At 64.8% G+C, this 13993-nt stretch carries 7 protein-coding genes; 2 read left to right on the plus strand and 5 right to left on the minus strand.

What is annotated here, in order from left to right; genetic code table 11:
- Nucleotides 1–28: 28 nt before the first annotated feature.
- The 4 genes from OZY47_RS01740 to OZY47_RS01755 all read right to left on the minus strand — a co-directional run bounded on the left by OZY47_RS01740 (nt 29) and on the right by OZY47_RS01755 (nt 10481).
- Nucleotides 29–1606 (minus strand): AAA family ATPase, encoded by a 1578-nt coding sequence (locus OZY47_RS01740; RefSeq protein ID WP_277178233.1) that lies wholly within the window; start codon nt 1604–1606, stop codon nt 29–31.
- Entirely contained in the window at nt 1603–7602 is a 6000-nt protein-coding gene (locus tag OZY47_RS01745) for an Ig-like domain-containing protein (RefSeq protein WP_277178234.1), read from the minus strand. The genes OZY47_RS01740 and OZY47_RS01745 overlap by 4 nt, the downstream gene beginning before the upstream one ends.
- 57 nt (nt 7603–7659) lie before the next feature.
- The gene (locus OZY47_RS01750; RefSeq protein ID WP_277178235.1) at nt 7660–9081 is read right to left on the minus strand and encodes a serine/threonine-protein kinase; all 1422 of its coding nucleotides are present in this window, start codon (nt 9079–9081) and stop codon (nt 7660–7662) included.
- A 332-nt stretch (nt 9082–9413) separates the two neighbouring features.
- Nucleotides 9414–10481, minus strand: a complete 1068-nt coding sequence (locus OZY47_RS01755; protein WP_277178236.1) for a 2,3-butanediol dehydrogenase — start codon at nt 10479–10481, stop codon at nt 9414–9416.
- A 273-nt stretch (nt 10482–10754) separates the two neighbouring features.
- On the opposite strand from OZY47_RS01755, the gene OZY47_RS01760 reads away from it, so the two are divergent.
- Together OZY47_RS01760 and OZY47_RS01765 are read left to right on the plus strand one after the other, a co-directional pair.
- Nucleotides 10755–11387: a GNAT family N-acetyltransferase gene (locus OZY47_RS01760; RefSeq protein WP_277178237.1), complete on the plus strand. Its 633-nt coding sequence runs from the start codon at nt 10755–10757 to the stop codon at nt 11385–11387.
- Nucleotides 11388–11540: 153 nt separating this feature from the next.
- Complete coding sequence (locus tag OZY47_RS01765; RefSeq protein ID WP_277178238.1) at nt 11541–12953, plus strand: MFS transporter; 1413 nt, start codon at nt 11541–11543, stop codon at nt 12951–12953.
- 69 nt (nt 12954–13022) lie between these two features.
- On the opposite strand, the gene OZY47_RS01770 is transcribed toward OZY47_RS01765, so the two are convergent.
- A complete protein-coding gene (locus OZY47_RS01770) occupies nt 13023–13859 on the minus strand; it encodes a MerR family transcriptional regulator (protein ID WP_277178239.1) in 837 nt (278 codons plus the stop codon).
- Nucleotides 13860–13993: the final 134 nt, after the last annotated feature.

The following is a 13993-nucleotide window of genomic DNA, read 5'->3' on the forward strand; positions in this document are numbered from 1 at the left end:
GTCGTTGTTGCTGCATGCTTCCGGTTCCTCACGCCCCGATGGTCGGCACAGGCACGGTCTCGAGGATCTCGCCGATGATCTGCTCGGGCGTCTCGCCCTTGAAATCGGTTTCGGCGGTCAGGTTGATGCGGTGGGCCAAGACGGCCACGGCGAGGTCGCGCACGTCGTCGGGGATCACATAACCACGTCCGTCGGCGGCCGCCCAGATGCGGGCGCAACGGGTCAGCGCCAGGGCGCCACGCATGGAGGAGCCCACCTTGGTCTTCTCGCTCAGCCTGGTGGCCTCCACGAGGCGCTCGATGTATTCGAGGATATGCTCGTCGACGTGCACGTCGCTGGCCACCTTGCGCATGCGCAGGATGTCGTCGCCGGTCAGCACCGGGGAGATGGCGTTGGCGCGGTCGGTGACGTCGATCTGCTTGAGGATGTTGATGGAGACCTCACGGCTGGGCGCGCCGAGCGAGGTCTTGATGAGGAATCGGTCCATCTGCGCCTCGGGCAGCTTGTAGGTGCCCAGCTGCTCGAGCGGGTTCTGCGTGGCGATGACGATGAAGGGCTGGGGCATGTCGTAGGTCTTGCCGTCCACGGTGACCTTCTGCTCCTCCATCACCTCCAGGAGCGCGGCCTGGGTCTTGGGCGAGGCGCGGTTGATCTCGTCGGCCAGCACGATGGAGGCGAAGACGGGGCCCGGGCGGAACTCGAACTCGCCGGACTTCTGGTCGTAGAAGGTCACGCCCGCCACGTCGCTCGGCAGCAGGTCCGGAGTGAACTGGATGCGCTTGAACGAGGTCTTGATGGAGTTGGCCAGGCCTCGCGCCAGCTGGGTCTTGCCGGTGCCCGGGTTGTCTTCGAGCAGCACATGGCCGCCGACCATCAGCGCCGTGACGCACAGCTTGATCGGCAGCGGCTTGCCGACCACCACCTCGGAGATGTTGTCGGTCAGCTTCTTGAAATCGCGCTGGAAGTCGAGGATCTCGGGGCTCGCCGCGCTCATGATGGTGGAGGATGGCGTGGAGGCGCTTTCGCTGGTTGCGCTCGCGGATGAGCTTTGCGCAGCGGCCTGGCTTGCCGTCTGGCCTGTCGCCTGAACCGGCTGGGCCTGGGACTCATAAGCGGGAGCGGAGGTGGCCTGAGCCGCGTAATCTTCAGGTTCGTTGACCGATGCCGCTTGCCCATCGGCCGAGTTGGTCAGGGGAGAGGGATAGACGACGCCGGATGCCGAGCCCGTCGCGTCGGCGTATGCGGGGAAGCCCGTGGGTGATTCCGTGGACGGGGTGATGTTCGGCATCGACGAGCTCAGCAGGGTCTCCCCGTCGACGGATTCATCGAAGTCGATGCGGGAGGCGGGGCCGGTGACGTCCGTCGCGGCCGTGCCGTCGTCCACTGGGGTGGCCGGGTTGACGAAAGCCGGATTAGAGGGATTGGCCGGATTGCCGTTATCGGCCGCCCCGCCCTGTGGCCGCGCCGTCCGCCCGCGATTGGGCAGCGAGGGGTAGACCGTGCCGTCCGTGCCGGTGCTGTCGTCGGGCCTGCCGTAGCGCGAGAGGTGCGTGGCGTCGGAAAGCTGCGTCTCGTCGCTGACTGGATTTAGGTTCTGCTCGGTCATCGGTTCTCCTTTGTGATTGGCCGTTCGCTGCGGTGTTGGTTCGTGTGTTTGCTGTTGCTTGAGGTGGCGGAGGCGTTGCGCGCGGCCATCCTGCTCGAAAGTGTGGTCGGGGGCTCCAAGGGGCTGGGCTCGAGGTCCAGCGTCATCGGGTGGGGCCCGGTGATATCGGTCTGCGAGGTGTGGTTGGCGATGCCTGGGTCGCCTTGCACCTCGATCCACCACTTGTAATTGCTTGCGTTGTCGGAGATTCCGGCCGGCAGGTCGACGACACCGGTCGTCCATGGCACGCTTTTCTCGACGCCATCGGCCTTGATGTGCAGCGTGGCGGTGCCGTGGTCCCAAGTCTGGACGGTGCCTTGCACGTTGAGGTGGCTGTGGTCGGCCCACGAGACGTCCACGCCGCTGATGTCGGCCTTCTTGTTGTAGACGGTTCCATCGGTGTCGGAGGCCGCCGGTCCGGGCATGCCGTTGAGCGTCTGGGCGACGCTGTGGGTGCCGCAGGTGCCCCACGGCACTGCCCCCGAGGTGGTCAGCTGGTTGATATTGCCCACCTCGGCGCCATCGACTTGGAAGCCGTTGTGCTTGCCGTGGCCGGACCAACGCAGCACGCACGATTCGCCCTCGCGGCGCAGGCGCACGTTGTCGGGCGGGGCGAGGTTATAGGTCGCCTGCTTGCTGGCGGTGGCGACGGCGGGGGAGGCGCCCGCCTTGGTGGCGTTCACCTGGGCATGCACGGTGATGTTCTGGCCATACTGGGGGTCGCCGATGGCGATGGTGCTGGTACCGCCTCCGCAATCGATCGTTGCCTCGGTGTCGCCGGTGACCGAGATGCTGGAGCATCCGGCGTTGCGGGTGTTGCCGGCGCTCGCGCTCACCGTCATGGTGGAGTCGTCGGGTTGGGTCAGGCTCAGCGATGGGGCGTCCGGGTCTCCCCATGGCGTGGCGCTGTCGGAGGAGGTGCCGGGCGTGCCGTTGCCGGCGCGGTTGTGGCCCTGCACGGTGGCCTTAAAGGTCGAGCCGTCGCTGATGGCCCCGTTGTCGAGCTCGAAGGTCTGGCTCAGCCCGCTGGTATGGGCGCTCTGCCCGTTGCTCAGGGTGACCAGATAGTCGTCGGGCTTGCTGCCGGTGTAGGTGGCGTCGGCCCAGCTGACCACCACCTTGTGGTAGCCGCCGGTCACGCTGATCGATCCGGGCGCGTCGGGCACCTTGTCGGGCATGCCGTCCACGGCCACCGAGGGCTTCGACCATCCGGCCTCGTTCTTGGCGCGCACGGTGAAGGAATACGATTTGCCATTGGTCAGGCCCGTGATCTGGCAGGTGGTCACCGCCCCGCACGACTTGTTGCCCGAGCCCCAGTCCACCTGGTAGTCGGTGATGGGGCTGCCGTTGGCGCTGCCCGGCGTCCACGAGAGGCTGACCATGCTGTCGGCCGGCTGGCCCGCGATGGGCGAGAGCAGCGGCGCGTCGGGCTTGTCGATCACCGAGAGGGTAATGGTGCCGCTGACCTGGCGCTCCTTGGAGTGGGTGGCGTCCTGCACGCCCACGACCACCGTGTTGGAGGAGGCGCCGATGTTCTCGGCGGCGTGGATGGTGATCGAGCCGTTCGTGCCGCAGTCCACCTTGAGCTTGGCCGTGTCGTCGGCCTGGCAGTCGGTGACGGTCAGGGGCTTGTTCGGGAACGGGTTGAACGCGCCATTGAGGATATTGACGGTCTCGCTGTCGCCGGCCTTGATTTGCCGGTGCACGCTGGGTATCTGCGCCAGCGGCCGCGTGGATTGGGTGACCTGCGCGGTCAGGCCGGCCTGCACGGTGCCGTTGGAGTATTTGATCGTGATCGGGATGCTGGTGATCGATCCGACGGTGGCGTCCTCGTCGGCCCGGATGCTCAGCTTGCCCGAGGCGGTCAGATGGGTGGTCACCTGTCCGCCGGTCTCGCCGCCGGAATAGGTGTAGTCGGTCTCGTCGTCGTCCAGCCCGCTGGGCGCGTGCGTCAGAGCCTTCAGGTCGACGGTCTTGGCGTCCTCGCCGGCGGCCACGCTGATGGTGGAGGACGAGAAGGTGGGCGGCGGCACGTTGCGGCCGATGACGGTGATCGGCAGCGTGAGCACCGCGGAGTTGACGATCTTCGCCTGCTTGACGCCGTTCTTGTTGACCTTGCCCACCGCATGGTCGTCCCGCTTGCCGTCCGTGGCGGTGAAGGTGATGGAGGCCGGGCCGGCGTAGTCGCGCGGCGCGGTGAACTTGAGCGTCTGGTCGTTGACGTAATAGTCGGAGTTCGCGCTCTTGGTGGCGCTGATGGAGTCCTTGTCGACGTAGGCGGTCTTGCCGGGCCCCACACGCACGTAGTCGGCGATGTTGATGGTCACGCTCTGCTTGGCGTTCACCTTGATCTTGGGGGCCTTGGGGCGCAGGGTCGGCGGGAATACACCGTAGGCGGGCACCTGCACAAAGGCCGTGGAGGTGATGTGGTAGGTCGCGTTGGTCACGGTGTAGGGCACGCTGCGCGCCTCGTCGGTCAGGTCGATGGTCACCGTGGTCGATTTGTCGCCGCCCTTGACGTGGGCGTGGTCTTGGGCCGAGGGGTCGATGCCCACGCGCAGCTCGTCGGCGGTGCCCGAGGGGTTCGCGATCCACTGCGAGAGGTCGACGTCCACCGACTTCTTGTCGAGCGTGGCGGCCGAGGGCACGCGGTAGTCATAGGCCGTCGGCGGCTCGATGGGGGCGTTGGGGTCGGTGGTGATCGTCAGGGTGCCGGTGTCGGAGAGCCCGGCCTTGTCGTGCACGGTGTAGATGATGTACGACGTTCCGGCCTGGGGCGGGGTCTTGAGGCTGATCATGTTGTCGACCACGCTGGCCCCGGTGATGCCCTGCATCTGCAGGTCGGGGGAGATCTTGAGGTCCGTGTTGTCGCCGGAGATGTCGTTCTGGGCCACGGGCACGGTCGCCGCGGTGTTCGGGCGCAGGGTGACCTGGTCGTCGCGCGCGTAGACGCCCGAGTCGGAGGTGCCCTTGAAGACGCCCACGCGGATCTGGGCCTGGGCGCGCTGGCCGGTCCAATCCTCCACGGCGTAGGAGAAGGTGTCGGTGCCGGAGGAGTCGGCGTAGGCCTCGTAGATCATGTAGTTGGCGCCCACCTCGTCGATGCGCCCGTACTTCGGTGCCTTGTTGCCCAGGCCGAGCAGGGTGTCATCGTCGCCGTCGTTGTCGATGCCGGTCAAGGTGATGGGGATGCGCACCTTCTGCCCGGCGGCCACCTGCGCCTGGGCGTCGTGTGGGGTGGGGGCGGCCTTGTTGCTCGCGTCCTTGGCGTGCACGGTGATGGTGATGGTGCCGGAGGCCGCGTTGCCGATGTTGTCTTTGACCGTGTAGGTCACCGGGTAGACGCCCGGGGTGCCGCTGGCCTCGTAACGCACGTTGTCGCCGGAGACGAAGACCAGGCCCTTGAAGGTCTTCTTGTTGTATTGCAGCGTGTTCTGCAGTTTCACCGTCGTGCCGTCGGCGTGCGAGACGTGGTCGATGGCGTCGATGGAGACCACGCCGCCGGTGCGCACGTTCGCGTCGATGTTGGCCGCCTTGGGCGCGGCGCTGGAAGTGGTCAGGGCAGGGGGCTGCAGGACTATCGTGCCGCGCGTGGAGCCGGCCTCGTTGGCCACGGTGTAGCTCAGCTGCACCGGTTTGGTGGGGATCTGGCGGGCGGTGAGATAGACGCGGTTGTGGGCCACGAGGCCCGTCTTGATGCCGAGTTTCGGATCGACGTTGACGGAGGTGACGGAGAGCACGCCGCCCATCGGGTCGGTGTCGTTGGTCAGCGGCTCCACGATGGCCGTGCGGTCGGCGCCCAAAAGCGCCACGTCATTGGCCGCAATCGGCTTGGCCGACTGGTCGGTGACCGGCTGCACCTCCACGCGCGCCAGGCCCTGCGCCTCGACGCTGCCCTGGGTGATGGTGTAGGGCACGTAATAGGTGCCGGGATTGCTGGCCCTGAACGTGAAGGAGAGGTCGGCGGAATTGGCCGAGGTCGTGGTGCCCGCCGGCGCGTTGACGGAGGTGAGCAGCGGCGGCTGGGCGCTGGTGCCATGCACGTATTGTTTGAGCGCCACCGTGGTGGTCGTGTCGGGTGTAGTGGTCTTGCTCACCGCGTCGATCAGCGCGGGCAGCGTGTTGTCCGGGCGCACCGAGAAGTAGACGAGCCCGGTGCCGGTGGCGCGTCCGTCGGAGGCGGTGACCTCCACGGCCACGCGGCCACCCGTCAGGGAACCGGTGTTGAAGACCAATTGGCCGTCGGCTCGCGTCGATATGGCCACCTGGCTGTTGTTCTGCGCCACCGCCGAGGTGAGGGTGAGTGGATCGCCCTCCGGGTCGGTGAACGAGCCCAGGGCGTTGACGGTGATCGTGCCGCCCTGCTCCACCTCGTATTCGGGGGGCGTGTCGCTTTGCGCGGGCGGCTGGTTGGCCATGCCCGCCGAGATGGTCAGGGAGACGGTGGCCTCGCTGGTCTGGCCGCGCCCGTCGTTGATCTCATAGGTGAAGGAGGTCTTGCCCGGCTTCGCGTTGGTGGCGTCGAGCTGGAGGTATCGGCCGGCGTAGACCGGGGCCACGGTGACGCCCGAGCCCTGCACCGGGCCCACCTTGGAGATGTGGAGCACCGAGCAGTCGGTCTGCTCGTCGTTGCGCAGCACGTCGAGGATCTGCTGGCCGCCCACGCGCGCGCCGAACTCGTCGTCCTGGGCCTTGATGCTGCCGGACTTGGCCGAGCAGGTGGGCTTGAACTCCTTCTGGTTGTTGGCCGAATCGCTGTTCTGCTGCTGGTTGGTGGCCTTCTTGGTCTCCACCTGCCTCCACTGGATCTTGATGACCTTGGTGGATTGGTCGGGGTTCCACACGTTGCCGTTGGTCACGTCGTTGAGGACGACGAGCCGGTGGTTGGTGCGGAAGACGAGCTGCGAGGTGGGGGAGACGGATTCGAGGGTCTTGAACGTGGCCTTGGCCGCTCCCGTCCCGGTGTCGGCCGCGCCGTCTGGCGAGCATACGCGTATATAGTTGTGCGCCTCCTGCGACCATGCGGCGTAGACGCAGCCGTTGGACGAGACGGGTTGCGCGGCCTCGGCCTTGCCGCCGTTGGGGTAGCTCGCGGCCTTGTTGCCGTGCTTGAAATCGACGGTGAACACGGCGTCGCTCGAGGCGGCCGCCACCCAGTCGCCCTGCTCGCCGTCGGTGGCGGGCGCCTGCAGCCTGATCTTGCCCTTGGCCGTCAGATTGACCTGGCCACCCTGGAAGATCAGGGAGTCGCCGGTGGCGATGACCGGCCGGTCGCCCACCACGGTGAAGCTTTCGGCGTTGACCTGCTTGCCGTCGGTCAGCGATTTGAGCTCCTTGGTCCCGGAGTGCGCGTCGTCCATCTTGATCACCATGCCGTCGGCGGGCCGGTAGCCGTAAACCGCGCCGTCGTGGGTGACGGCTACCTTGCCGTTGGTTCCCAGCCGCATCTGCGGGGCGGCGGTGGTCGGCGAGATGGAGTCGAGGTTGTTGGACTGGCCGGTCCACACATTGCCGGTCTTGGTGTTGAGGAAGGCCGCGGTCTGCCCGCCGATGAACGTGACGGTGGAGCTTTTCATGTCGCTTTTGCCGTGGATGCCGAGGGTGGAGGCCTGGATGCCCTGGGCCTTGGTGCCGTCGCTCAGCACGGTGTCGTCGTCGTGCTGGGCGACGTCGAAGGAGGGGGTGGTCGGCGAGATCGCGCCGTTGACCTGCTTGAGCTTGACGTTGAACCGGGCGGCCTTGCGGTCCTTGAGGGAGGTGACCCACACCGTGCCGTCGTCGAGGTGCACGTGGGCGCGGGTGAGGGTGTTGATGATGATGGCGCCGGCCACGACGCCCAGGAGGAGCAGCAGGACGAGCACCGGGGTGAGCCACCGGCGGTTGGTCTGCGAATTCAATCGTTTGAACGACAGGCGGATACGATGCCTTCTGGCACGTGTGCTTGAAGTCTTGCTCATATTCTCGCCCTTGTTCCTCGTTCCCGCTATCACTTTAGTGCAGGGTATGGGTTTTTATCATTTCACGGTGCATGCGATGGACGGCGTCGGCGACATCCTTCCGTCGCTTCGCACGATGCTGACTTGCACGCAGGTCTGCGACTTGTCCGGGTCGCTGATGGTCAGGCTGGTGTTGTGGGTGATCTTGGTGTGTGTGCCCGGCGTCGACGTGCCGTTCTCCACGATGGCCCAGGCGTAGCTGTCGCCCGGCTGCGGGTCGGGGTTGGTCCAGGTGAAGGTGATGGAGCTACCGTTCGACGTGCCTTTGAGATTGGCCGGGGCGGCAATCGCTTCGTCCTTGTCGGTGCTTGCCACGTCGTCGCGCTGGTGGGTCTTGCCCTGCTGGCTGGTCGGGGTGTCGTCGCCGACGCTGGTGCGTTTGTCGCTTCTGCCGCTGTCCATATGCGGCACCACCACGAAGGCGAAGATGGCCGCGACGACCACCACCACCGCCAGGATCGCCGCGCCGATGATCAGCGGCTTCTTGGAGCGTTTGGGCTTGGGTATGGCCGGATTGGCCGCCCGCCCCTCGTCGCCCTCGCCCCCGACGGCCAGTTTGTGGTCGCTGGGGTATGGCCGCTCGTTCTCGGCGACCAGCGGGGTCATGGCCCCGAAGCACTCCTTCTGCGCCTCCTGCAGGGCGCGCGCGAATTGCAGCGCCGAGGCGTAGCGGGCCCCCGGGTCCTTGGCCATGCCCTTGCGCAGCGCCTTCTCCACCTGGTCCGGCACATTGGCCAGGGAGTGCTTGGGCAGCTCGTCGTCGACGATATGCTGCGCCAGCTGGTGCTGGGTTCGTGGATGGAACCAGTATTCGAAGGGCGACTTGCCCACCAGCAGCCCGTAGAGCGTGGCCGCCAGGGAATAGATGTCACTGGCCTCGTCGCCCCCGCCGGTGCCGGTCAGCACCTCGGGCGGGGCCCATGGCACGGAGAATCCGGTGCGCGAATGCGACTCGTAGACGCTGGTGGAGATGCCGAAATCGGAGAGCGCGGGCAGGCCGTGGGCCGTCACCAGAATGTTGGCCGGCTTGATGTCGCGGTGGATGACGCCGTGGGTGTGCGCGGTCTGCAGCGCGCCGGCGAGCTTGACCCCGAGGTCGAGCATGGCCCGCACGCCGATGCCGCCCTGGCGCATGATCTCCTTGTAGGAGCCGTTCGGCGCGTATTCGAGCATCAGGTAGGGCAGGCCCTCGGCGGTTAGGCCTGAGCCGTAGATCGAAAGGATGTAAGGGTGGGTGGAGAGCGAGGCCATGATGTCGGCCTCACGGGCGAATGTGGCGTTGAAATCCTTGCCTTGTTTGGATTTGCCGACCTTCACCGCCACGTCTCGCGCGGGGTTGCGCTGGTGGAAGAGGTAGACGTCCGCCGTCGAGCCGGAGCCGAGCGTGCGGATGAGGTCGCAACCGTCTATCGCTGGCGCGTTGTGTTGCCCGCTATCCATGCCATTGCCCCTTTTCAAACGTTTGACCCCACTGCCTATCCAAACTTGGGCGACACCGGGTCGCGGAAACGAAGAACATCAATAATGCTAATTGTTACCCTTAACCAATGTCGCCCATATCCATATATTTACACAGATGATGCATCTTTTCGGGATTGTCTTCACCATCGAGACGGACGGCGGTGTCCATTTCGTTCATCCCCTGATTTCCAAGGATTTGTAAGACATTTTGTAAGGGCATGGAAAAACGGAGGACCGTGACGCACGCCGCGGTCCTCCGTTCGGTTGTTGGTAATTGCAGGGAGTCCGGTCCTTTCGGACGGACGGAGTGCTTAGAGCTCGACCAGGATCTTCACGTGGTGCTCGCCGTCGTCACGCAGCTGCTTCAAACCTTTTTCCACGAGGTCCTCGGCCTTGATCTTGTCGGTGATGAACGGGGAGAGGTCGATGTGCTTGTCCTGCACGAGCTTGATCGAATCCGGGTGGTCGTTGCAGTAGGCCAGCGAGGTCATGATGTTCTTCTCGGTGCGGGTCAGTTCCTTGGCCACATTGAGCTCGAGCGGACGCACGTGGATGGCGACGATCATCACGTTGGCGCTCTCGCGCACCGCGGCGATCAGCTGGTGGACCACCACGCCCGCGCCCGAGGCGTCGAAGCCGACATCGGCGCCGGCCCCGTCGGTCTCGGCCTTGACGCGCGCGGCCAGGTCCTCCTTGCTCGGATCGACCACGATGTCGGCCACGCCGGTCTCCTTGGCGGTCTTCTTGCGCACCTCGGAGAGCTCCGACATGATGACCTTCAGGCCCTTGGCCTTGAGCACCGCGCCGAGCATGAGCCCGACGGGGCCCGCGCCGCCGACGACCGCGGTCTGGCCGGCCTTGGCCCCGCTGCGGCGCACCGCGTGGTAGGCCACGGTGAAGGGCTCCAGCAGCGCCGCCTGGTCCAGCGGGATGTCGCCGACGCCGTGCACGAAGCGCGCCTCGACCACCACATGCTCGCTCATGCCGCCGCCGCGGCCGTTGATGCCGATGCCGCCCACCTTGTCGCAGGTGTTGTAGTGCCCGGCCTTGCACGAGGGACACTCGCCGCAGGCCATCATCGACTCGATGCAGACGTGGTCGCCGACTTTGAGGTCGGTGTCGACGTCGTCGGCGATCTCCTCGACGGTGCCGGAGAACTCGTGGCCCAGCACCACCGGGATGCTCTCGCCCGAGATCGGGTGGGGATGGCCGGGCACGTTGCCGCTCACCGACTCGGGCCCGTTGTAGTACATATGTAGGTCGGAGCCGCAGATGCCGGTGTAGGCCGGGCGCACCTTGATGGTGCCTGGCTTCAGTTGTGGTTCGGGGATGTCATCGATCTGGATGTGTTCCTTGCCGTAATATTGGACAGCCTTCATTATTGCCTCCTTGCAGTAATAGGTCGGTTTCTAAAGTATATCGTGTCAAAGGTTTTGAGATGGCCGAAAACCGGGATTATTTTTTGACTACTTCATCACACTTTCGACTATCCGATCCCTTTCCCGTCTCATATCCAGACAAACCTAAAAGCCATGATGCATTTGGACTCAAGGATTACCGCTTATGTCCCGCTGCCTCTAAGATGGGAGGGTCTGCGAAACTAGGGAGGCTTGGCAGGAATGGGTGAGTCATCGGCAATCGTATATCGTTCCATGCGATGGAGCGACCTCGAGGATATGGTCGCGCAGTTCGACGATATGTGGGGCGACGACGTGCCCACGGCCAACAGCCCCGTCTCGCTGCTCATGTCGCGTTATTATGTGTTGCACTATCTCGCCCCGTCCACCCATTGCGAGGTGGCCGAGCGCGACGGGCGGTTCATGGGCGTGCTGCTCACCCGCGTGATCGGCGACCCGGTGGCCTTTCCCCAGGCCGACAAGGAACGTGAGTGCGCCGCCCGCCAGCTCAAGGCCAGCGACACCGGGTCCAACGGGCTGCGCTACGCGAGGTATTGGCGCCGCGTGGAGGTGGACTTGGAGCGTTCCTCGGGAATCGATGAGAGCGCGCAGGCCGAGCTGGAGCTTTTCCTGGTCTCCTCCGACGCGAGGGGAGCGGGCATCGGCGGCCACTTGTGGGGCGAGGCCATACACCATCTGGCCGAGCGCGGCGTCAGGCGCTACTTCCTGCACACCGACAGCGCCAGCGACGTCAGCTACTATGTGGCGCACGGCCTCGAGCGGGCGGCCTCCCGCACCAGCGCCGACCATCCCGAGGACAAGCGCGCCATCGGCACCGCGCTCGACGACCTCTATATCTACGCCGCGAACGTGTCCGCCGCGCGATAAAAGTAGGGACTTCCCACACGAAGCCTTGAACATCTCCTGAGCAACTCTTGAATATATAGGTGCCCTTGTCCTACCCTCCCAGGAAACGCGACAAGCGGCACCTGTTTTGCATAATTCCCTTTCTGCTTGTAAAAGGGATAGAGGGAGGTGTGTATGAGCACGGCGCAATCGGCGGCGATTTCGACCAGCCAGATGTCGCATGAGATCGCGTGCAAGCCACAAGGTGGTGGAAAGGGCCCGCGGCGCGAATCCAATCCATATAAGGAGCTGTTCTCGATACCGGGCGCCAAGGCGTTCTGCCTTTCCGGGGCGGTGGCGAGGCTGCCGATGGCCATGATGGGCCTCGGAATCACGCTCGCCTTCAACGCGCTCTACGGCAATTGGACCATCGCCGGGTCGATGAGCGCGGTCTATATCCTCGCCGTGGCCGTGGCGGCTCCCATTTACGCCAAGCTCTTCGACCGGTTCGGCCAGCATCGCATCGGCGGCGCGGCGCTCGCGGTGCAGGTGGTGGCCATGCTGCTGTTCGCCGTGGCCACGATGGCGGGCCTGCCGGTGCTGGTGCTGTTCGTCTGCGCCATATTGACCGGGCTCACCCAATTCTCGTTCGGCGCCCTGGTGCGCACCCGTTGGGCTTACGCCCTGCGCGGGCCGGACGACGCCGACCTGCTCAACACGGCCTACGCCATGGAGGCCGCCATCGACGAGGTCATGTTCATCGTCGGGCCCATCCTCGCCGCCTTTTTGGCGACTTCGGTGCATCCGGTCTCGCAGCTTTTCGTGCCGGCCGTGGCCTGCGCGCTCGGTGGGTCGGTGTTCTTCTCGCTCAAAAGCACACAGCCGCCGGTGGTCAGCGTGGTCGAGGTGCGGATGGCGGCCGCCGACGACGCCGACGTGGCCGGGGCCAACAGCGCCGAAGGCACCCCGGTGAGCCAGTCTCGCCCCGCCCGCTCCACCTCGCATCTGCTCGAGATTCGCGGCGCGGGCCATGCCAAGCCGAAATCCGTGCTTCTGTGCCGTGGCGTGGTGCCGCTGCTCATCATCTTCGTGGTCTACAACCTGAGTTTCAGCGCCTTCGATGTCTCCGTGACCAGCATGATGCAGGCCATCGGCCGCCAAAGCCTGCTCGGTGTGCAGCTCTCCATGTTCGCCATCGGCTCGTGCGTCGGCGGCCTCGTCTTCGGCGCCCACGCCCCCAAGGGCTCGAATTGGCGGCATATGGTCACATTCCTCGCGCTGCTTGCGCTGGGCTATCTGCTCATCTGGCTGAGCATCGGCCATCTCGCGCTCTTCGCGCTGCTCTCGATGGTCTCGGGGCTCTGCGTCTCGCCGGTCTACGCCATCGGCAACCTCATCGTGCAGGGCATGGTGCCGGTCGGCCAGCTCACCGAAGGGCTCTCCTGGGTGAGCACCGCCGGTCAGGTCGGCAGCTCCCTGGGTTCCACGCTCGCCGGTGTCGTCCTCGACGCCGCGGGCTTCCGCGTCGGCCTCGCCGTCCCCTGCCTCACCACGGTGTGCACGCTGGTGCTGGCTCTGCTGGGCTGGGCCATCTCACACCAGCGGTAGCAGGGTACATCCATCTGATGTTCTATTTATATAAGGGCTTTCTAAATCGAAAAACGGAGGCAAGCCTATTTATTGCCCCGCCTTCCTCACCGGAATCTCCATACGCGTGACGTGCTCGGTCGGGTCCGCCGACTCGTAGTCGCCGATCAGGCAGTACTCGATGGGGTCGCCGCAGATCTCATAGCCTTCCGCGGCGATCTTCTTGCCCATCTGCCCATAGACCTTCGGGCATTTGGGGAATGAGCCCTTGAAGGTACGCCCGGCATACATGCCCGCCGGCAGGATATAGGGGGTCTTGGGGTTGTCCTCGCCGGTGTAGAGCAGCGTCTTCTTGGAGGGGAAGCAGCCGTCGTCGATGAGCGTGACGTCCACCACGTAGGCCGTGGTGCTGCGTAGCGCCTTGAGCTTCTCGTGCTTGCTGATGGAGCTGTATTTGGCGAAGGTGTAGGGCAGGTCCTTGTCGTAGACCAAATCGTTGGAGACCAGCTCGAAGGGCCGGTCGTCGTAGTGCTTGATGGTGGTCAGCGAGGTCTGCGCCTCCGAAAGCGAGGAGAGGAACATCGAAAGCTCCTCGTGGATCTCGGCGCGGCGCTTCGAGAGCTCGTCGATCTGCTGGTCGATCGATTTGAGTTCCTCGTCCGTCAACTCCAACGTCGATTTGAAGTCCTGGTGTTTCAAATACCGCGCGATCTTCTCGATGCTGAAGCCCAGCGATCGCAGCTCGGTGATGATGTTGAGTTTGAAGAAGTCCTCGGAGCCGTAGACGCGGTAGGAGTTGTAGGGGTTGCGTTTGGGCACGAGGATGCCTTGCCGCTCGTAGTAATACAGTGTGTCGACGCTGATGTCGTAGATGCGTGCGGTCTCTTTGACGGATTTGCCTTCGCCGAGTGGATACGTGAATTTCATGTCGCCTTGCCTTTCGTCATCCTTGGTCTTGCACAAGGGTTTACATCGAGGCTTTCTCAATCAATTATCGCAAAATTGTGGACTTTTCGGCCTTTATTGTCTATTTTATACATGAATCATGTATCGCACAAAAG

The organism is Bifidobacterium sp. ESL0790, assembly GCF_029395435.1.
In the GTDB taxonomy this organism is placed as follows: domain Bacteria; phylum Actinomycetota; class Actinomycetes; order Actinomycetales; family Bifidobacteriaceae; genus Bifidobacterium.

Excerpts from the sequence above, each read along its gene's own strand:
- OZY47_RS01755 (WP_277178236.1), bottom strand. The coding sequence starts at position 10,481 with ATGAAGGCTGTCCAATATTACGGCAAGGAACACATCCAGATCGATGAC.
- OZY47_RS01740 (WP_277178233.1), bottom strand. The coding sequence starts at position 1,606 with ATGACCGAGCAGAACCTAAATCCAGTCAGCGACGAGACGCAGCTTTCC.
- OZY47_RS01760 (WP_277178237.1), top strand. The coding sequence starts at position 10,755 with ATGCGATGGAGCGACCTCGAGGATATGGTCGCGCAGTTCGACGATATG.
- OZY47_RS01765 (WP_277178238.1), top strand. The coding sequence starts at position 11,541 with ATGAGCACGGCGCAATCGGCGGCGATTTCGACCAGCCAGATGTCGCAT.
- OZY47_RS01750 (WP_277178235.1), bottom strand. The coding sequence starts at position 9,081 with ATGGATAGCGGGCAACACAACGCGCCAGCGATAGACGGTTGCGACCTC.
- OZY47_RS01770 (WP_277178239.1), bottom strand. The coding sequence starts at position 13,859 with ATGAAATTCACGTATCCACTCGGCGAAGGCAAATCCGTCAAAGAGACC.
- OZY47_RS01745 (WP_277178234.1), bottom strand. The coding sequence starts at position 7,602 with ATGAGCAAGACTTCAAGCACACGTGCCAGAAGGCATCGTATCCGCCTG.